The following is a 21,544-nucleotide window of genomic DNA, read 5'->3' as shown; positions in this document are numbered from 1 at the left end:
TTCAAATAAATTAACAAAACCATACAAAGCCCTACTATATTCATTACTTTTCATTTTTTATTCTCTTCTTAAGAGCATTATATGCATAAAAAACAAAAACATACATAGCTTTTGGTAAACTTAAATGTTCTACATTTCTATATGTATTCCAAGTTCTTTTTATGGCATTCCATTTATTATGTGAAAGCGATCCATCAACCACTCTATACCATACCAAATCTTCATAAATTCCATATGCATATTCTGTCCTTTTTAGAAGTTGAAGCCAAGTAGCTGTGTCTTGACCACGTCTAACATTAGTCATTCTAAAATCACCCATCACTTCTCTATCTATTAGGACAGTCGAGCAACCTATAATAGTATTTTTAAGTAAACCATTATAGTCTATTTTTTCTGGTGCTCTTGCAACCTTGTTTGTAGGAACTCCATCTTGCATTACATACCTATAGGAAGTAAAGCAAAAGCCAATGTCTTTTTCTTTAATAAGCGCAAGTTGTTTATCCAGCTTATCAGACTTCCAGATATCATCACTATCTAAAAATGCAATATATCTGCCTTGAGCTTTTGATATACCCGTATTTCTAGTTATTGCTGCACCAGAGTTTTTATCAAGTTCTATATATTTTATTCTAGAGTCTTCCGCAGCTTTTTCTTTTATTATTTCAGCTGAAGAATCTGTAGAACAATCATTAATCAATAACATCTCCCAATTTGTATATGTCTGATTTTGTACTGACTCAATTGTTTCCCTTATAAACTTCTCAGCATTATATACAGGAGTTATTATTGATACTAAAGCATCTTTCATTTATATTCTCCTCATTGACCATATGAAATTATACGGTTTTTTTTGACTTTACTCTTAATTTCATCTTCTTTATATTTTTGAGATTAAGATTTGATACTCCAGCAACTATCAATACAAGTCCTATATTTGTTGCCAAATCCAACATTATACTTTCAGCAAAGCAGTATATCAAAAGACTGACAATCAAAAGTATTTCTGCCTTTTTATTCTTTTTACACAGCTGATATAAAGTATAGCACATCATGGCTATAAGAGCTGTATACACTAGTATTCCAGAACTATATAAAGACCAGATATATCCACTATCAAGTGGCATCCTTTGAGTAAAGAGTATATCTCTTATATTGGAAGCATATCCAAATAAATTTATCCCTCTAGTGGGATGCATCACATATGAATGCCAGTAGAGTGGCCTATGAGAAAGCACACTGTTAAAGAAGTAGTTGTCACTTAAAAATATTGCAATTACCAAACTTAACAATGACATCAATACTGGAAATGACGACACAAACATCCTAGCATATCGATTACTTAAATTCATATTCTCAAGAATAATAAATGCAATAATCGTCATTACTGCTGTAAGAAGTCCAGTCCTTGTAGTTGTCTGAGTGTACATCAAAAATATCAGAGCAAACAAAAGTATATAATCAATCTTTCTTTTCTTATTATAAATATAATAAAAATATGCAGACCATATCAAAAACATACTTATAAACGCTGTATTCGGATTTCCAAATCCAAAGTCATTTCTTCCTTCTAAATATTCTGTAGGATGTATTCCGACTACGTTCATAGCTAAATATATAGAAAATAATACAGCATTAGTAATCGTAAACCATTTTACTATCACACGAAAGTCTGCTGCATAAAGAGCAAGACATAGATAGTATGTATAGACTACTGTAATATTTTTGGATATTACAAACTGTAGACCAGCTAGTAATAAAAATCCTATATGTACAATGTTGTATTGTTTTCTATTAGAAATAATAAGTACTGTTGATAACAATAAAGAAATCAACATAAAATATTTTGAGAAATTACTAAACCCAAAATATACTCCATAATATTTCATAATGGCTAAGAATATAACGGCTACTCCCAAGCTATTCTTACATTTATCGTTTAACATGTATTAAAACCTCATTTCTATATAGACATTTCTGTCTTAAGATAAACTTCTTTATTTAATCTCGTAACTACTTTAATACCAGATTAAGATTTTATAATTTAAACTTCAATTGTTCCTTTAGGGAGTCTTTAAATATACCCCAAAATTCACCGTTATTATTTTCTTTTATTTCTTTTTTCTTTTTAAATCCAAATGCTATAAACATAAAAAAGCCCATAAATGATCCAAATAATCTTTTAAATAAAGGTCCTTTTCCCAGCATTGATTTTTTATCTATATAATTTACTTCTTTATATGGATGATAAGCTACTATTTCAGGGAAATAATACATTTTTCTTTTTCCTTCATTATAAGCATCCATTATATATATATTTTCTTCACCAGAATTATACTTAGTTCCAATACCAAATCTTTCATCAAATTTATGAGTATGTGGATCTATACTAGATGAATTAAACCACATATCAAGAGTAGCTTGCTTTAATGTCTGTAACTTGCTTAAACCAAGTATCTTTTCTTTTGGATAATTTATCGTAGACTTCTCTTTTATTGGATCATAGTGCTGAAATATTCCAATATCTGGATTATATTCATCGAAATATTTTTTTACAATTTCTAATGAGTCATCCTTATACCAACAATCATCATCTGTGAATGTATATACATCTCCACTAGCTAAATCCATAGTGGCATTTCTACTATTTGCACATCCTATTCCATCTGCATGCACATGTTTATATTCAAATTTATGTTTACTTAAAAGTTCCTCAATACTATCAAAGTTTGTTTGAGAGCCAACTATAAGTTCAAAATTTTTATAACTTTGTCTGTCTAGACTATCAAAAAGATAATCTAATTCCTTTAATCTGGAGCCATATGTTCCAAGTAATAAACTAAACTTCATACTACCTCCTTTACTTAGAAATAAAGTGTTTGTAAACATTTATTATTGCATAATAACAGAAGCAGTATATAGCTTTAAATAAACCTAGCTTCTCTTCATTTCTCAATATATTCCAAGTCCATCCAGCAGCCTTTATCTTGTTTCCAGATAAGGAATTTTGTCTGCTTCTATATTTTGCTAAAACCTCATCTAAACCGTATGCCTTATGACCTCTTTTAAGTATACGAAGCCATGCTGCATAGTCCTCATGATGGATTTTAGGCATATAAATATCCTCTATATGCTCTCTGTCAATTACTACTGTCAGACAAGATATAGCATTATGTCTTAATAATTTTTTATATGTTAGTTCATCTTTTGCTCTAACAATAGTATTCAGTAGATTACTATCTGAGTCCATAAAACGATAGCTTGTAAAAGTAAATGCATAGTTGTTTTCCTTCATAAAGTTAATCTGCTTTTCTATCTTTTCAGGAAGCCAAACATCATCACTATCTAAAAATGCAATATATCTTCCCCTAGCATTTGCAATACCAGTATTTCTAGCGTTTGATACTCCAGCATTTTCCTCTAAAAGTATTGGTCTTATATTATCATACTTTGATGCATATTCAGCTATAATATCTCTCGAAGAATCTGTCGACATATCATCAATACACATTATCTCTATGTCCTTATATGTCTGAGCTAATATACTATCTAAAGTTTCTCTCATAAAATCCTCAGCATTATATATAGGCACAATCACAGAAACCAGATTATCTATAAATTTTTTACTCATTCAAATTTCCTTTCTATCTCGCACCATCACCAGTAAAGACAACCTTCACAGTCATCAATATTATTTTAATGTCTAGTAGCACGCTTCTATTTTTTATATAATATAAATCACATTCTAACTTTTCACCAGGATCCATCTCATAACCACCATTTACCTGAGCCCATCCAGTCAACCCTGGCTTTACTGCTAATCTATAAACAAAGTTTGGGTATTTTTCTTCAAACTCTTTTGTGAATATAGATCTCTCTGGTCTTGGCCCAATAATTCCCATATCGCCTTTAAGAATATTCCAAAGCTGAGGAATCTCATCAATTCTAGTTTTTCTTATAAACTTACCTACCTTTGTTATTCTTGGGTCATCTTTTTCTGCCCACTGAGCACCAAATCTTTCTGCATCAGTTCTCATAGATCTTAGCTTATATACATAGAATTCTTCCCCATCTTTTCCAAGTCTTTCTTGCTTGTATGTAATTGGACCTCTATCCTCTATCTTTATTAGTATACCAAATATAATTATTATTGGCACACCTACAATAAGCCCTATAAGCGATAGCAAAATATCAAAAAAGCGTTGGTAAGATTCAAATAACTTACCATGCTTGACAATACTATAGTCTATGCTATCAATGTATTCCTTTAATACAGTGTCTTCTCCTGAATATTTATTAAAAGACATACTGTCCTCCCTCCATATTTACAAAGTACTGCATTATATTTGTACTATGTAAAATTAATTTCGATTATGTATAATCTCCAACTCTAAAGAAAATTATATCGGAAATAATTTCAAAAACTGCATAAATACAGCCCAACATCAATCTTCACATTATACGCCAAATGATATTATACTAAAAAAACAGTTATAATACAAGTTATCTAATGTTAGAATACATATCTAGTTTGTATCTATAATTGACATATCTATTTTGCTTTAAAGCTAATCAATCTAATAACCATTAATAATGATATAAGAATCAAAACAATAGTAGTAAATACCTTAAATCTTTCTACATTGAAAAAGTTCCTTCTTTCTATATTAAAGCCTACTTGATTAATTTCTTTATAGCCTTTTTGCTTTATCAATTTGGACTCATCAGAGCTAAAGTAATTCTCATCTATATACATAAGAGGAGCCTTATTGTCAGCCGCAAGAGGAGATACTGCTAGAGCATTTATTAGCTGCCCTGGAGCAATATGTCTTTTATGTATTACTTCTCCACCTTTAGACACATATACTTTTTTATTACTCTTATCGCTAAAGAACTTATCCATTATCTTCCTATTTATATCATACCTATCTTTTCCAGCTATTCTTACGACACCTGGAAGAGTTTTTTCTATATTAGTGTTATAATAATTATTTATTCCAACTAGGTATGTCTTTTTTATATTGTGTTTCTTAACAAACTTTTGTAATTTTATTATATCATTTTCATTATTTGTTGTTACCATTATTGGAATATTTTCTGTCTGAGCAACAGGTAAAAATGATATTCCATTTGGAATATCTAGTTCATCATCTGTTACAACTGCTATTGAGTCAATATTTTTTTGACTATCCATCATTTCTGCCATTTTAATAGACAGATTAATTCCCCCTGAATCTACTATCCTATCAGTTTCATAGCCTAACCTATCCAAAGATCTAGTTACAACATTTGAAATATAGTTTACTCCACCAATCATTATAACTTTTTTTACTCCCAATCTTTCTAGTTCTTCATACACTGGCTCTGGCATTTTATTTTTTTCAGTATACAAAACAGGAATATTATTTGAATATGCATATGGTGATACTGCTATTGCTTGATTTAGATAATTTGTATTGACTAAAATCGCAGTTTCTGATTTTTTAAATCTTTTATCCATTACTTTATTTACAGTGGAGTATCTGGTATCTCCTGTATAATCTATTATGTCATACTTAGACAAATACAGTTTGTCTAAGGCTTTATCTGCTAACTTGTAACCTACTGCCAAAACCAAGATTATGGCTATATATTTTAAATACTTCTTCATTTACTATCTCCTAATATTATATAATTTATATCAATAATTTTCACTTCTCTATTATACTATAGATTAGATTTTTTTAAAACTCTTAATAAGCTCTTTATCTCTTTATAAAAGCATAAAAAGATAATAATAAAAAGCAAAATAACTTTTCAGATTAAAGAAAGATACTATTTTTTAATATAATTGCTATAAAACTTCATATTATAATATAATTTTTTAAATGCAGATCTTACTATTTTAAGTTTATATTGCTATCTATACTTAATAATCTCTCACTATTTTCAATATTTTCAATATTTAATGTAAAAAATAGCTTTTGTCTTTTATTGGATAAATTATTAAATAAAAAAAGACGGCACACTTTTTATATGCCATCTTATTATTTAAAAATAAACTTTTCTATTTTCCTTCAAATGTTGATATGATTCCCTTAGCTATCTGTTCACCCATTTTCTTTAATCCTGCATCATTGTTTAATAATGAAACATCTTTAGAATTTGATAAGAAACCACCTTCTACAAGAATTGCTGGTGCACTTGTATTTCTAATTACATATAGCTGAGTACCATCTTTTGTTCCTCTGTTTCTAAGGTTAAATCCTTGAAGTATACTATTTAAGACATTTTGTGAAGCTCTATTAGAATATGCTCCTTCACCCTTAAATACTTCTACTCCTGTACCACTTAACTCTCCTGTAGCTGAATTGATTACATTACCACCCTTATTATAGTGTATACTACAGAAAAATGCTGCATTTTTATTGTTACTTAAGTTTGCCCTATCCTGAAGTGTTGGATAAACATCTGTTGTTCTTGTCATTATAACAATAGCTCCAGCCTTAGTTAGGTAGTCAGCACACGCTTTAGCTGTTTTTAGAGTCCAATCCTTCTCTCTTACACCATATAGTCCAATTGCACCACTATCACTTCCACCATGGCCAGCATCTATTACAATTTTTTTACCTTTTATTGAATTTACTATTCCAGGGTTTTCATTATTATTTCCTCCATTACTTGGCGGTGTGACTGGCTTTTCTGGTTCCGTCTCTGGCTTAGGTTTCTCCGGAAGTGGTTTTGTACTTTCCGATAGCTTAGCCTTTATAGTATTCGTTACTGAAGGTGATATTCCACCACCAACTTGATAAATACTATTTGTTTTTCTTGATTCCAATAGTTCACCCGTTACTTTTGGAACTGAATTTTTTTCAGTCAAAACTATAGGAGAATTCTTTTTAGCTGCCAAAGGTCCTGCTGGAACAGTATCAACAAGCCCTATATTATCAGACTTTGTTACTGTAACTGCTGGAAGATTTACATCCTTGTAGAATCTATTCACAACATTTACATTTGTGGAATGTCTACTTGATCCGTAAACTCTATTTCCTACACCTGCATTATTTACTACTCCATTTATTTGATTTATTAGAGAAGTAGATATTGATTTTTCTCCTCCCACATAATATACACTTGATACATTAGTAGATAGGAAAGTAAATGCATTTGCATTTATATAGTTTTGATCCACAACTATTACTGGATTTTTAGTTTCTCCAGCCTTAGAAGATATAGTCAATGCATCTGCTACACCATTTGTAACACTTACTACATATGCAGTATCTACCTTCTTTACCTTCGCTATATTTTGTGCTACTGCTGCAGAGATTTCTCCTGGGTACTTACCAAAAATTCTCACTATGTTTGCCCCAGTAGCCGCCTTCATTTTATCAGCAACCTCTTTTGATATTATACTTCTATCACCCACTATATAAATATTTTTAGGCTTTAGTCTCTTTAATTCATTTGATATATCACCTATCAAGTTATTTTGTTCTGTCATTAGTATAGGTGCATTGTGAGCAGTTGCAAGAGGAGTCGCTATTATTCCTGTTATAGTATTTTTACTATTTACTATAACTACATTATCTGAACCACTTGGCCAACCTTCTTGACTTACCTTTACTGCTGTTTTAAATCTATTACTTCCATATAAATATTTTACACCTGAATCTTGTTTTGAATAATCAGCATCTAATCTGCTCTCAGAAGTCATATTTGACTCCTCAATAGAACTATTTAGTTCATTTGATGAATCCTCATCAATTATCTCCTTATTAGGATCTGATTTTAAATTATTATCAATAGTTTCAATTGCTTCCTCTCTATTTCCCGATACATTAGACTCAGCAAATACAGACGGGGCTACAGATGATCCAACCATCATCATAACTAGAGCAATTGCCACACATTTTTTAGCAATATACTTCACTTTCGTCCTCCTTTAAAAACATTTAATAATTACAAATATAATTTTAAAAATACAAAGGTTACATTCTGTAACTCATCATACTTTTATATCAACTCTACTCGATATATTATAGCACAAAAGTTACAGTTTGTAACCTAAGATAATAATATTAATTTATTTTTTTGTATTTGTTAAATTTACTATACAAATATATTTCTTCCTATAACTTTATTGCTTATCATTTTCTTTATTTTCTTTTACTTCATTCATCTTTTTCTTATCAACTATTACTTTGCCTTCAGAATCTCTTTCGATTTTTTCTTTAGGTAGAAAATCTGTATAGAATCCACTTACATAACTATTTCTCAATGAATTTACAGCCTCTTCATCATTATATGTAAACATATAAAGACTAATTCCTCTATCAACTAGTTTTGTAGTTAATTCCTTAGAGAATTTAAATTTATTTGCTGCAACTATCTTTATCCCATGTTCATATGAAAAATCTACTACTTTATTTACTTCTAATTCTTCAATTCTATAAGTTGTAAATATCATAGATTTAAAATCATATATATTCATAACCGGCCTATACATCTCTTCATAATATATCTGAGGTATTATTCTATTTAAGACGCTTGGATCTACTTGCTTAGCAACCTTAACCAACTCTTTGTAACAACCTTCAACCTCATGTATATCATTTTTCTTTAAATCAACTACAAGATACATATCAGGGTGTTCCTTCATATACTGAGCAACTTCTTTAAAGTTAAGAGTGTTATACTTATTTAATATCTTTGTCTCTAAAAATTCTTTTTCTGAAGGCATCTCCTTCTTCCAAGAAGTTGGCAATCCAAGGTTTGATAAGCTAGTTGCATCTGTAGAGTGAAGCAGTATTAACTTTCCATCTGACGAAAGTGACATATCCGCTTCCATTACTCTTATACCTTTTTTATAACTTTTTTCCATTGCTTGCCTAGAATTTGTATATACATTCCCATCTATACCACCTAGAGCATGTGCTATGTATCTATTTTCCTTTACCCAAGAATAGTTGAACTTCTTTGGATAATTATCCATATAGACAGTTCCATCACTTGCCTGAACAACATTTACATCAAGTATTTTGTATATAAAATCAAGCGGTACATAAAGAGTATCGTCCATAAATTCAACAATTCCATCCATTTTTATAATGTTGTGATTGTCTTCAAATCTTACTTCATTGGATCCTCTTTCTAATATATAGCTTGACTTTCTGTATTTTAGTTCTATTTTTCCACCTGGTAGAAATTTATAACTTGCACTAGTATTGAAGTTTTTACAAAGCTCTAATACTGGCACATATACGATATCATTTCTAACCTTGTAAGGCTTGTCCATCTGTACTTTTTTGTTATTTGTTATTAATCTTTCTCTTATCTTTGTATTTTTAAATTCAGATATTATCTTTCTTTGACTTCCATAATAGTGGAATAGTTTGAATAGACCTAATATCAAAATCAAAGAAACAATAAGAATTACCATCTTTTTTATTCTTATTTTTATCCTTTTTTTTCCTATATTCTTCTTAAACATATTTCCTCCACTACTATATATTAATCTTAAGCTCGTATTTCTCAAGTAAATTCATAATTAAAACCCATACCAGAGTCACTGCAATACCGTATATTGCAGATGCTGAATCAGCACCTGATATTGGAAGTATAAAATCATTTGTAAACCAATTGTTAAATCCCATCCAAGTTCCTGTATAGATTGATTTAATCTTTATTAAATTCAATAATCTATGGAATAGTGAAATAAATAGAATCACGAAAATCGCATTTTTACCTATTCTTTTTAGCAGATATGTTCCAAATTCAAAGCCTATAATATCAAATAACACATAAGCTATTGTTTCTATAAAAAACATATAAGAACTTACTCTCATAACAAATGTTATGCTAAATACATTTCTATTAAGAGGAATCCACACTCCTAAAATCTTAGATACTATATAAAATCCAAGCCCCATAAGAAGTAAATTTATTATCTTTTTAGCTTCATTATTTAACCTATAATAATTGCTAAGTAGTGACTTTATTGATTTTAGATTTATCCAACTTTTTATATCAGCTCCTAAATTTTCAAAGCTCCAACCATGTTCCTTTACCATTCTTTTTCTTTTATATTTTATATATTTTTTATTTTCTATAGGCTTTTTATTTAATATACATCCTATAGCCAAACCATACATAGTCAAAGGCACGGCAGAAAATGTTGCAAGTATACCTTCTGGATTTGCTAGTGAGTTGCTAGAAAATCCATTGAGGATTGTTTTATCTACTAGTAGAAATATACTTTTTTCTATTGAATACCCATTTTTAAATGCAATCGCTGTAAAAATAAGCGATACAAAAGTACCTATCCCAATAAATACATATGTTAAAGCATTATTTTTAATTTTTAGTTTAAGAAACCCTAAATAAATCATTGTACATATTACATAGTTGATTGCCAGTAACTGATACGGCCCTGTCAATCTAACAACCTTATTAGATGCTAAGAATAAAATACTATAAAATAGGCCAATAATAAATAAAATCACTGATCTTTTAAATACCTTTTTAGATATTTCCGATACACTCTTTCCATTTTGATGATTCTTCTTTACGAAAAATGGTATTGACATACCCATTATTAATATAAAAAATGGTAGTAATAAGTCTGCAAACCCCATTCCATTCCAAGTAGAAATCATATACTTTGGATTAACTTTGCTTTCAAGTCCCTGACAAATTAAAAATATGGAAAATATAACTGCAATTCCTCTTAATAAATCAATCGACTCTACTCTAAGCTGTGCATATTCTTGATCAATTCTTTTTTTATTTAAATAGTAATTTCTAATTTTTATATAGTATTCACCTAATAGCTTTTTAAGGCTGTTTGTCTCATTTGTTTCCATATTTATTCTTCTTCCTCTAACCCTTCAAATGAGAACACAAATTTTAGTGTTTCCATTCTAATTTTTCTATTTAGAGTTTTAAACATTTCATAAGCTTCAATAGTATATTCTTTTACTGGGTCCTTTTGTGCAACAGATACTAATCCTACACTCTGTCTCATTTGATCCATAAGGTCGATATGATCTACCCAGTACTTATCAACAACATTTAATAGTATCTCTTTTTGTTGCATATAGAACTCTTCTTCTGTCAAGAGCATCATTTTTAATTCATATATTCTCTTTACAATATCAAGAGTACTTTCTGCAAACTCTTTTGAAGTCATCTGACTTGCATTTGGGATAATAAGAGTTGAGTCTGGCATAAATGCATTGTACATACTCTTATAGTACTTAAAGTAATTTCTTGGCTTACAATCTATATACTTATCTACAAATTCATTTACAACTTCCCTTGCCATATGCATGATCGTATCAGTAAGATCTACACCCTCAAGAACTTTATCTCTCTCTGCATAAATTACCTTTCTCTGCTTATCTATAACATTGTCATACTTTAACACATCTTTTCTCTGCTGTAAGTTCTTACCTTCAATTCCCTTTTGAGCATTTTCTATAGCTCTGCTAAGTCTCTTACTAGAAATGGCTCCATGCTCATCTTCTTTCAACCTCTTACTTGCTTTTTTAATAGCGGCACCACCATATAGCTTTATTATTTCATCTTCTATACTTACAAAGAATCTAGAAACACCAGGGTCACCTTGTCTGCCCGATCTACCTCTTAACTGATTGTCAATTCTTCTTGCTTCATGTCTCTCTGTACCTATAACATAAAGACCACCTAGATTTTTTACTTTTTCTTCCATTTCTGGATCATTATTACCAAGTTTTATATCTGTACCTCTACCTGCCATATTTGTAGCAATAGTAATAGCATTTATACAGCCTGCCTTTTCTACTATCTCTGCTTCTTTTTTGTCGTTTTTAGCATTTAGAATTTCATGATTTAATCCTCTCTTTTTCAATAATGAAGATAAATACTCAGACTTCTCTACTGTAGCTGTACCTACTAATACAGGCTGACCTGTAGAGTGTATTTTTATGATTTCTTCTACTACTGCTTCAAACTTATTTTTTTCTGTAGTATATACCTTGTCATCTAAATCTTTTCTAATTACTGGCATATTTGTAGGTATTTGAACAACATTTGTATGATATGTCTGTTCAAATTCACCTTCTTCAGTCTTAGCAGTACCTGTCATACCAGACATCTTGTCATACATTCTAAAGAAATTCTGATAAGTTACTGTTGCCATAGTTTTATTATCTGAGTTAATTTTCACTTTTTCTTTGGCTTCCAAAGCCTGATGAAGTCCATCTGAGAATCTTCTTCCATCCATAATTCTACCAGTAAACTCATCTACTATAAATACTTCTCCATCTTTCACTACATAATCATCATCTATATCCATCAACTTATGGGCCACAAGTGCTTGATTCATATGATGATAGATAGCCATATTATTTATGTTAGTTATATTTCTTATCTTGAAAAATTGTTCTGCCTTTTTGAATCCAGATTCTGTAAAAGAAGCTGTATGCTCTTTTTTATCCAATTCATAATCATCTTCATTTATTGTTCTTACAAAATCATCTGCCCTATAATAAAGATCACTTATAGGATCTCCTTCACCTGAAATTATCAAAGGAGTTCTTGCCTCATCTATAAGTATTGAGTCTACCTCATCTATAATGCAGTATGATAATTCTGCCTGAACCTTATCAGATAGGCGTTTAACCATATTATCTCTCAAATAATCAAATCCAAACTCAGCGTTTGTACCATAAGCTAGATCACAGCTATATTGCTTTCTTCGAGTGTTTGGATCCTGACCTGCTATTATAGTACCAACTGTCATTCCCAAAAAATCAAATACTGGTCTAACTGTATCGGCATCACGTTCGGCTAGATAATCATTTACTGTTATTACATGTACACCCTTACCTAAAAGTGCATTTAAATAACATGGTGCAACCGCAACTAGAGTCTTACCCTCTCCAGTTTTCATTTCAGCAATTTTTCCCTGATGAAGTACTATTCCACCTATAAGCTGAACTTTATATTGCCTCATTCCCAATACTCTCTTAGAAGCTTCCCTTGCAACCGCAAAAGCTTCCTCCAAAATATCATCTAGAGTTTCACCATCTTTTAATCTTTTTTTAAATTCAGAGGTCTTGTTTGACAACTCTTCATCTGAAAGTAATGATATTTTTTCTTCCAATCCTTCTATATTTTCAACTATTTTATTTAACTTCTTAATTTCAACATTATCTTGTTTACTTAGAAATGTATCTAAAAATGACATATAACTCTCCTTTTAGTATTATAATTTTTTTAATGCTAATATTATTGCAATGTTTAATACTTATATTTACAAATTTATAATTAATATATAACTTACAAATCTATTTTATTATATCACAAGATAGAGATTTATAATAAAATTTATTAGACTTTTTGACTAACTTATTGTATAATAAAGATACTTAAAAAATTACATTTCTTTTTAAGTATTTCTCACAGAAAAAGAGGGGTTGATATTTCAACCGTTCTTTTTTTTTGTTTAAATATCAATATTTTCCTTTATTTATTTGTTTTTATATTTTTAGACTATACTATTGTGAATTTCTATTCTATTACATTTGCAATATATATGTAGCATACAAACTCTCGATGTGTATAGATCTTATAAAACTTCATTATATTTGCTATTATTCACTATTTATTAAAATATCTTATAAAAAAGGAAAAACACCACTTGTTTTAGTGGTGTTTTTCCTCTACAACAAAATCGTTGGGAGTCAAACGCAACATTATAATAAAATTACAATGCTACTCTTCTATTATAAGCTTTTTTACATTATTTTGCACGTAATTTTTTAACTTTAATAAATCTATGTAAAAACTATACAGTCTCATAGCAATTTTTATCTAGCAAAGATGCAGCTTGTTCATCTATAATAAGTAAAACATTCTTATGTAGTTGAAGTATTGATGCTGGAACATGTGGATCTATAGGTCCGTTTACAGTATTTTTTATAGCTTCAGCCTTTGTCTTACCAGATGCCAATAAAATTATTTTTTCTGACTTAAATATAGTGCCAATTCCCATGCTAATTGCCTGATTTGGAACTTCATCAATAGAATCAAAAAACCTTGAATTTGCATCTATTGTACTTCTTGTCAGGTCAACAACAGTTGTTTCTTTAGAAAAATATTCACCAGGTTCATTAAATCCTATATGAGCATTGTTCCCTATTCCCAGTACTTGCAAGTCAATTCCACCTTTTAATGCTATTGCTTTTTCATATTCCTTTGAATAACTATCAAAATCTTTAGCATTTCCATCAGGCATATTTATATTCTCTGGATTTATATCAATCTTATCGAACAAATTTTCATGCATAAAAGTATAATAGCTATTTATATTTTCTTTTGGTAGATTTACATACTCATCCAAATTGAAAGTCACTATATCTTTAAAACTTATATCTCTAGACTCATATTTTTTAACTAGCTCCTTATACATTCCTACTGGCGTTGAACCTGTTGCTAGACCTAATACTGAATCTGGCTTAATATTTATTTGGGCTGCTAAATAGTTCGCTGCTACTCTACCCATTCTTTCATAATCCTTGCAAACGTAAATTTTCACAAAAATCCCTCTCTCTCTATCATTTCAAATGTTATTTTGTGTAAATATTTAATGCTATAACTATATTATAAATTCTTACTGCAATTTATTCAAGATAATTTTTTTCATTATATTATTTTTCTGCAATTTATTTTCATTTATTCAATATATTCGGCAATAATTTCGCTTTAGATTAACCAAGTTCCATCTTCATCTTGTCTTATTATATTGTTTTTCATCATATTTCCCAATGTTCTCTTAAAATTCTTTTTACTTGTATTAAAGACCATTCTTAAATCATCAGGATTAGATTTATCATTAAACCTCATAAATCCATCATTACCTTCCATATAGCTAAGAATTTTCTTTTCTAAAGAATCCATCTCTTCTTTTCTTTCAGCTCTAGTTGTTAAACCAAGCTTACCATCTTCATAGATTTTTATAACTCTAAGATTTTTTAAATAATCTCCTTCTTTTAGTGAAGTATAGTATTCGTCTCTTAATATTATCCCTGATATATTTGGCTCTACACATACAAGTGCTGTCTGATTGCTTTGGAAGCCATATACATAGCCGCTACAAGTATCTCCTAAGTTCATTTTGCTATCCAAAGATAGATGTTCCTCTATATCAGTTGTCGCCGCAAGTCTTTCTGACTTATCTACGTATATATAGAAAGGATATTTTTCATCTTCAAATATAGGATATTTTTTCTCCCTAAAAGGAACAAGAACATCTCTTTCTAGACCTATATTAACAAAACTACCTATTTCAGTATTTTCAGCGACAGTCAATATTGCTATTTCCTCTGCAAATGCTTTAGGTGTTTTTTGTGTAGCAACTAGTCTACCTAGTGAATCTTTGTATACAAAGACTTCCACATCTTCTCCTATTACTATAGACTCTGGATCTACTATGTTAGATGTTGGCAATAGTATTTCAATCTTTTCACTAGCGTCTTTAACTCCTACAAAGTATCCATATTCTTTTTGCTTTATTACTTCTAATTTGTTAATCTTTCCGAATTCTATCAATTTTGTACCTCTCTTAAATTCTATTTACATCAGTTTCAATAGCTGCTTTTTTGACAGCTTCTGCCACTGCTTCTGCCACTCCTATATCAAACGCCTTTGGAAGTATGTTTTCAGTGTTTAACTTTTCCCTAGGTATGAATTCTGCTATTGCCTTAGCAGCTGCTACCTTCATTTCCTCATTTATTTGAGAAGCTCTACATTCAAGCGCTCCCTTAAATACACCTGGAAATGCAAGTACATTATTTACCTGATTAGGAAAATCGCTTCTTCCAGTTCCTATAATAAACACTCCTGCTTTTTTAGCTTGATCAGGCATTATTTCAGGAGTAGGATTTGCTAAAGCAAATACAATTGCCCTATCATTCATAGTCTTTATCATTTCTTCATTCAACATATTTGGACGAGAAACTCCTATGAAGACGTCTTTACCCTTTATAGCATCTGATAGCTTACCTTTCTCAGATTTCTTGTTAATATATTTTAACATTTTTCTCTGAGCCCAGTTAAGTTCTTCTGAATCTTCCTGTATTATTCCATTTTTATCACATAGAACAATATTTTTAACATTCATATTCAAAAGCATTTTACAGATAGCTATACCTGCTGATCCTGCACCATTTATTACTATTTCTAAGTCTTGCATCTCTTTGCCTTCTATCAATTTTACCGCATTTATTATACCTGCTGTAACAATAATGGCAGTACCGTGCTGATCATCATGAAATACTGGTATATCTAACTCTTCTTTTAGTATATCTTCTATTTCAAAGCATCTAGGAGCTGAAATATCCTCTAGATTTATACCTCCAAATACTGGCTCAATCATTTTAACAGTTTTAACTATTTCTTCTACACTTTGAGATGATACGCATATAGGAAAAGCATCTACATTTGCAAACTCTTTAAAAAGAATTGCCTTGCCTTCCATAACTGGTATTGAAGCTTCTGCTCCTATATTACCTAGTCCTAGTACAGCCGATCCATCACTTACAACTGCTACCATATTCCCCTTTGACGTATATTTATATACATCATCTTTATTTTCATTTATTTTAAGACAAGGTTCTGCAACTCCTGGAGTATAGGCTACAGATAAATCATCTTTATTTTCTACTTTAACCTTACTTATAACTTCTATCTTACCCTTTTTTTCTGAATGAATTTTCAATGCTTCTTCTGAATAGTTCATTTATTTCTCCAATCTAATTAGTTTTAAATAATTCCGTTTAAACTATATTATACTTTTAAAATTTGATTTTGAATAGGCTTTACTTTTATATTTTGAAGCCTTTAGCCTATCTTTCATATAGATTATTTCCTTTTGAATCTATGCATACTGTCAAGGTCATATTTTCTACTTCAAGCCTTCTAAGAGCCTCTGCTCCTAGATCATCATAGTCAATTACTTCGCACTCTTTAATGGAGTTTGATATATATGCTCCTGCACCACCTATGGCAACTAGATAAACTGCTCCATAACTCTTCATAGCTTCAATAACTTCCTCACTTCTCTTACCTTTTCCTATCATTACTTTTAAACCCTTCTTTAAAAGTGGTACTGTTAAATCATCCATTCTATAGCTTGTAGTTGGGCCAGCTGAACCAATTACTTCCCCTGGCTTGGCTGGAGAAGGTCCAACATAATAAATACCTTGTCCCTGTGGATCAAATGCAAGACTTTTACCTTCTTCTATTGCTGCACACATTCTCTTATGTGCCGCATCTCTTGCTGTATAGAGAGTTCCTGTTACCTTTACTATATCTCCCGCTCTTAAAGATTTTATTTCTTTTTGGTCAAAAGGTGTGCTTAGTTCAATCATACATTTCCTCCTATATTATTACTTTCTTATGCCTTGATGAATGACAGTTTATATTTACTACTACAGGAAGACCTGCAATATGAGTTGGATAGCTTTCAATATTGACTGCTAGTGCTGTTGTCTTTCCACCTAAACCTTGTGGTCCTATGCCCAAATTATTAACCTTCTCAAGCATCTCTTTTTCTAAATCTTCTATAAATTTATCTTTATTATGAACGCCTATTTCTCTAAACAATGATTTTTTGGCTATCTGTGCACATTTATCAACAGTACCACCGATACCTACTCCTACAACAATTGGAGGGCAAGGATTTGGACCTGCTTCCTTTACAACTTTTAAAATGAATTCTTTTATTCCATCAATCCCATCAGATGGTTTCAACATTTTCATCTGACTCATATTTTCACTACCAAACCCTTTAGCTGCATAGTCTATTTCAATTTTATCACCATTCACTATATCATAGTGAATAACAGCAGGTGTATTGTCATTTGTATTTAACCTTTCTATTGGACTAACCACTGATTTTCTTAAATAGCCTTCAGTATATCCTCTAGATACTCCTTTGTTGATTGCGTCAGTAATATTATCTCCTGTAATATGAACATCTTGTCCAATTTTAACAAAGAAAACGGCCATACCTGTGTCCTGACATAGGGGCTTGTTTGTTTCTTTTGCTATGTTTGCATTTTCAATTAGAATATCCAGTATATTAATTGCTACTTCACTGCTTTCTTTTTCTCTATTCTCTTTAAAGCTATCTATTACACTTTTATCTAAATTAATACATCCGTCAATGCACATTTTCATAACTGAATCTTCTATTACTTTTGAATTTACTTCTCTCATTTTTTCACCGCCTACATCAATAAATCTGCATACTCAGCCTTAGAGGCCTTTATTAAATCTGATGGAGATAATTCCACTTGATATCCTAGCTTACCTGCACTTACAGTAATACTTTCTATAGATTTTGCTGATTTATCTATATAAGTAGAATATTGCTTTTTCATCCCTATTGGAGAACAACCTCCACGTATATATCCTGTTATTTTATTTATATCCTTGACATGTATCATTTCGACCTTTTTTTCTCCAGATGCTTTGGCTGCCTTCTTCATATTTAGATTTTCTGCAACAGGTATTACAAATACATAATACTCCTTGCTTTGACCTTGAGTTACAAGTGTTTTATATACAGTTTTAGGATCTTTGCCTATATGTTTTGCTGCTGTAATACCATCAACATGGTCCTTGTCAACTGGATATGAATGCTCTATATATTCTATCTTTTCTAGCTCTAAAATTCTCATTGCATTTGTTTTAACTTTTTTTTTGGACATAATACTTCCTCCAATCTATATATTACTTTTAAATATTCTATATTTTTTGCTCTATTTTCTTAAGACTATTGAATTTACACCATAGTATCTTGCAATAGTAACATTAATCCAATCTTCCTTATTATATTTAGAATCTTCTAGATTATATGCAGCCGTATATGGACTGTTACTAGTAATCGCTGGAACCTCTATTTCATCTATATGTCCCATATTCTTATTGTCTTTTATTATTATTTCTCTAGCATTGTATCTAGATAGATATTCACTACTGTCTTTTAAGGCTTCAAGATAAGTTTGTGAGAAGTAATATCCAAATACAAGTATCCCTGATATAAGTATTGCCAATGAAACTTTTAGGTTGATTCTGGATATAATTGCTATATTCATGACTATAGATATGACAAATAGCAATACAGTAATAACCATCACTCTACAAGGATAAGTTGGAGCCATTATCATAGCATAAAAAGACACAAGAGCTGCTATAAAATATACTTCCGTCTCAATAGATTTGCCTATATGCACAATTCTAGCTATTATTATTAAAGCTAATGATATAAAAAACAAAATTAAAAAATATTCAGTGAAATTTTCATTCATTTTGGATAATCTTAAAAAATATTTTAAAAATATCTCATCAGGTTCATTAAAAAGCTGCACTCTCTTAAAATTTCCTGGAGCTGTTACCATTATCAAAAATCCTGATAACATACTAAAAAATATAAAGACTATAATTATTATATTTTTATTTTCATCTATGTACATTTTAACTATATAGTATAGTAATATCAATAACACTGCAGGAACTGAATTTTCATTTGTCCAGCCTGCTATCACAGATAGGGCTATCGTAAATAATAAAAAAGATGTTTTTTCTATAGCTTTATCTAAAACTGCAATTTTTCTAGCAATAAATAGCACTGATAATAAAATAATGTTTGTCCACATATAGTTTGCCGCACCTATTACCCATAGAAAATCTTGACCAAATGTTGGTGTAAATTTCCAGATAAGTAAAAATACTAGCAAAATAAAAAGGGCATTATGTATATTTATCTTCATTTTGCTTTCATTGATTATATTTTTATGTTTTTTATGTTTTATTTCTCCATATGACTCAGTTAGGTCTGTATATCTATATACTATATATAATAATAGACAAAATCCAATTGAATTAATTACATTAATAATCTTTTTATCAAATATTAAAATTACACCGCCAATAATATGTGCTATTACTCTACCATTTGTATTGTAATATCTATATATTTGATTACTTATAACTTGAGATATATTCGTAATCCTAATATTACCTTCAACAAACATATTATTAAAGTCATCAGCTACAAAAGGCGTATTTACATTTAAAAAAAATATTAATATGAAAATTAATATAAATATAATAATTGATAGATAATTTATATTACGCTTTTTCTCCATCTTAATACCTCTTCATTAATTTTTTATAAATACTGCTGCTAATAAAAAGAGGGCCGCCTACGCACCCCCCTTTAAAATTTCTTAATTATTTTATTTATACGAAACTATTATTCTTCGTCTAATGATCCAGTCTTTTCCTTTAGAACCTCACCAATAGTACCAATAGTATCATCACCTATTGACATATATTTAGATAAATCTTCTTCAGGCTCTCTTGTTAATTCTCTTATAGAAAGCATCATTCTCTTATTGTTAGGGTTGAATTTTATTATTGCTGCCTTAACAGTATCTCCAATATTAACTATATCTTCAACTTTGTTAACTCTCTTTTCGCTTAATTCACCTATTGGTAAATATGCTTCTACGCCCTTCTTTACTTCAACAAAAGCTCCCTTGTCTATAATTCTAAGTACCTTTGCATCAACAACTGATCCTACACTTACTTCATCAGCTATTAACTTCCAAGGGTCTTGTGCTGGATCCTTAAGTGATAGTGCTATTCTGTGAGTTTCTGGCTCAACATTTTGTATGAACACATCAACTTCGTCTCCAACGCTTACTACAGATTCAACTGATTCAACTCTTGTCCATGATAAATTGTTTATATGAGCAAGACCTTCTATACCACCTAAATCGATAAATGCACCATAAGGCATTATATTAGTTACCTTACCGTGTCTCTTTTCTCCAGGAACAAGTTCATTAAATAAAGCTTCTCTTTCAGCTCTTCTCTGTTCCTTTTCAGCCTTTATCTTTGCTCTTTCAGCATCTCTTTCGGCCTTTCTGCTTTCTCTTCTTTCTTTTCTCTCAGCATCTAATATTTCCTGAGCAACTTCTCTATGAGAAACTATTATTCTGTTCTTTCTAGGATTAACTTCCTTAACATAAGCGTCCATATCTAAGCCTACATATTCATTTGTATCTTTTACAAATCTTGTGTCAATCTGAGAAATAGGCATAAACATAGTATGAGACTTATATCTTACATATAAACCTCTTTCTAAAGCCTTGAATGAATGAACATTTATCTTTGTACGTTCTTCCATAGCGTCTATAAGTTCCTTAAGATCATTTTTCTGTTCTAACTTCAATCTAGAGATTTTGATAGTTGCATCTTTATAACTGATATTTGTTATAACTCCAGTTACCTCATCATCTATTTTGTAAACATCTGCTATACTCTGACCTCTGTCAAGATTAAGTTCACCCTCAGGTATAACACCATCAAAGTCAACATCTAGCTTTAAAACTAGATTGTCCTGGTTTATTTGTGTTACCTTTCCAGTGATTTCATCACCTACATTAATTTTACTTAACTCCTGCTCTTGCATGTCAAGTAGTTCTTGCATTGTTAAATTGTTTTCCATTAT

The 21,544-nt window shown here is 30.3% G+C and carries 18 protein-coding genes; all 18 read right to left on the bottom strand.

All coding sequences use genetic code 11. The features are described 5' to 3' along the window. Positions 1 to 43: 43 nt before the first annotated feature. The 18 genes from UF10_RS02915 to UF10_RS02830 all read right to left on the bottom strand — a co-directional run bounded on the left by UF10_RS02915 (position 44) and on the right by UF10_RS02830 (position 21,541). Positions 44 to 808: a glycosyltransferase family 2 protein gene (locus UF10_RS02915; RefSeq protein WP_106776323.1), complete on the bottom strand. Its 765-nt coding sequence runs from the start codon at positions 806 to 808 to the stop codon at positions 44 to 46. 28 nt (positions 809 to 836) lie between these two features. After that, positions 837 to 1,943 (bottom strand): hypothetical protein, encoded by a 1,107-nt coding sequence (locus tag UF10_RS02910; RefSeq protein ID WP_106776322.1) that lies wholly within the window; start codon positions 1,941 to 1,943, stop codon positions 837 to 839. A gap of 91 nt (positions 1,944 to 2,034) precedes the next feature. Continuing rightward, positions 2,035 to 2,847 carry a glycosyltransferase family A protein gene (locus UF10_RS02905; protein WP_106776321.1) on the bottom strand — a complete coding sequence of 271 codons (813 nt, stop codon included), beginning with the start codon at positions 2,845 to 2,847 and terminating at the stop codon, positions 2,035 to 2,037. A 10-nt stretch (positions 2,848 to 2,857) separates the two neighbouring features. Next, complete coding sequence (locus UF10_RS02900) at positions 2,858 to 3,628, bottom strand: glycosyltransferase family 2 protein (RefSeq protein ID WP_106776320.1); 771 nt, start codon at positions 3,626 to 3,628, stop codon at positions 2,858 to 2,860. A gap of 13 nt (positions 3,629 to 3,641) precedes the next feature. Then, entirely contained in the window at positions 3,642 to 4,304 is a 663-nt protein-coding gene (locus tag UF10_RS02895) for a sugar transferase (protein ID WP_106776319.1), read from the bottom strand. 245 nt (positions 4,305 to 4,549) lie between these two features. Beyond that, positions 4,550 to 5,647: a cell wall-binding repeat-containing protein gene (locus UF10_RS02890; RefSeq protein ID WP_106776318.1), complete on the bottom strand. Its 1,098-nt coding sequence runs from the start codon at positions 5,645 to 5,647 to the stop codon at positions 4,550 to 4,552. A gap of 396 nt (positions 5,648 to 6,043) precedes the next feature. Then, entirely contained in the window at positions 6,044 to 7,909 is a 1,866-nt protein-coding gene (locus UF10_RS02885; protein WP_106776317.1) for an N-acetylmuramoyl-L-alanine amidase, read from the bottom strand. A 207-nt stretch (positions 7,910 to 8,116) separates the two neighbouring features. Then, positions 8,117 to 9,469, bottom strand: a complete 1,353-nt coding sequence (locus tag UF10_RS02880) for a phosphatidylinositol-specific phospholipase C/glycerophosphodiester phosphodiesterase family protein (RefSeq protein WP_242969026.1) — start codon at positions 9,467 to 9,469, stop codon at positions 8,117 to 8,119. Between the two features lie 13 nt (positions 9,470 to 9,482). After that, positions 9,483 to 10,841: a DUF5009 domain-containing protein gene (locus UF10_RS02875; protein ID WP_106776316.1), complete on the bottom strand. Its 1,359-nt coding sequence runs from the start codon at positions 10,839 to 10,841 to the stop codon at positions 9,483 to 9,485. A 2-nt stretch (positions 10,842 to 10,843) separates the two neighbouring features. After that, positions 10,844 to 13,207, bottom strand: coding sequence for a preprotein translocase subunit SecA (secA, locus tag UF10_RS02870; protein ID WP_106776315.1), 2,364 nt, complete (start codon positions 13,205 to 13,207; stop codon positions 10,844 to 10,846). A gap of 600 nt (positions 13,208 to 13,807) precedes the next feature. Then, the gene (nagB, locus tag UF10_RS02865) at positions 13,808 to 14,557 is read right to left on the bottom strand and encodes a glucosamine-6-phosphate deaminase (protein WP_106776314.1); all 750 of its coding nucleotides are present in this window, start codon (positions 14,555 to 14,557) and stop codon (positions 13,808 to 13,810) included. Positions 14,558 to 14,724: 167 nt separating this feature from the next. Continuing rightward, positions 14,725 to 15,570, bottom strand: coding sequence for a CvfB family protein (locus UF10_RS02860; RefSeq protein WP_106776313.1), 846 nt, complete (start codon positions 15,568 to 15,570; stop codon positions 14,725 to 14,727). A gap of 13 nt (positions 15,571 to 15,583) precedes the next feature. Beyond that, on the bottom strand, positions 15,584 to 16,759 hold the full coding sequence (locus UF10_RS02855; protein ID WP_106776312.1) for an NAD(P)-dependent malic enzyme: 1,176 nt from the start codon (positions 16,757 to 16,759) through the stop codon (positions 15,584 to 15,586). Between the two features lie 106 nt (positions 16,760 to 16,865). After that, positions 16,866 to 17,390 carry a Fe-S-containing hydro-lyase gene (locus tag UF10_RS02850; RefSeq protein ID WP_106776311.1) on the bottom strand — a complete coding sequence of 175 codons (525 nt, stop codon included), beginning with the start codon at positions 17,388 to 17,390 and terminating at the stop codon, positions 16,866 to 16,868. A gap of 10 nt (positions 17,391 to 17,400) precedes the next feature. Next, a complete protein-coding gene (locus tag UF10_RS02845; RefSeq protein ID WP_106776310.1) occupies positions 17,401 to 18,240 on the bottom strand; it encodes a fumarate hydratase in 840 nt (279 codons plus the stop codon). Between the two features lie 11 nt (positions 18,241 to 18,251). Next, positions 18,252 to 18,734, bottom strand: coding sequence for a Cys-tRNA(Pro) deacylase (gene ybaK / locus UF10_RS02840; RefSeq protein ID WP_106776309.1), 483 nt, complete (start codon positions 18,732 to 18,734; stop codon positions 18,252 to 18,254). Between the two features lie 51 nt (positions 18,735 to 18,785). Further along, the gene (locus UF10_RS02835; RefSeq protein ID WP_106776308.1) at positions 18,786 to 20,174 is read right to left on the bottom strand and encodes a DUF3329 domain-containing protein; all 1,389 of its coding nucleotides are present in this window, start codon (positions 20,172 to 20,174) and stop codon (positions 18,786 to 18,788) included. 107 nt (positions 20,175 to 20,281) lie between these two features. After that, on the bottom strand, positions 20,282 to 21,541 hold the full coding sequence (locus tag UF10_RS02830; protein WP_106776307.1) for a 30S ribosomal protein S1: 1,260 nt from the start codon (positions 21,539 to 21,541) through the stop codon (positions 20,282 to 20,284). Positions 21,542 to 21,544: the final 3 nt, after the last annotated feature.

The organism is Peptostreptococcus russellii (genome assembly GCF_003012055.1).
GTDB classification, from domain to species: Bacteria; Bacillota; Clostridia; order Peptostreptococcales; family Peptostreptococcaceae; genus Peptostreptococcus; species Peptostreptococcus russellii.
Note: the sequence above shows the minus strand (reverse complement) of the source record. Positions and strands in the feature narration are given on the sequence as shown.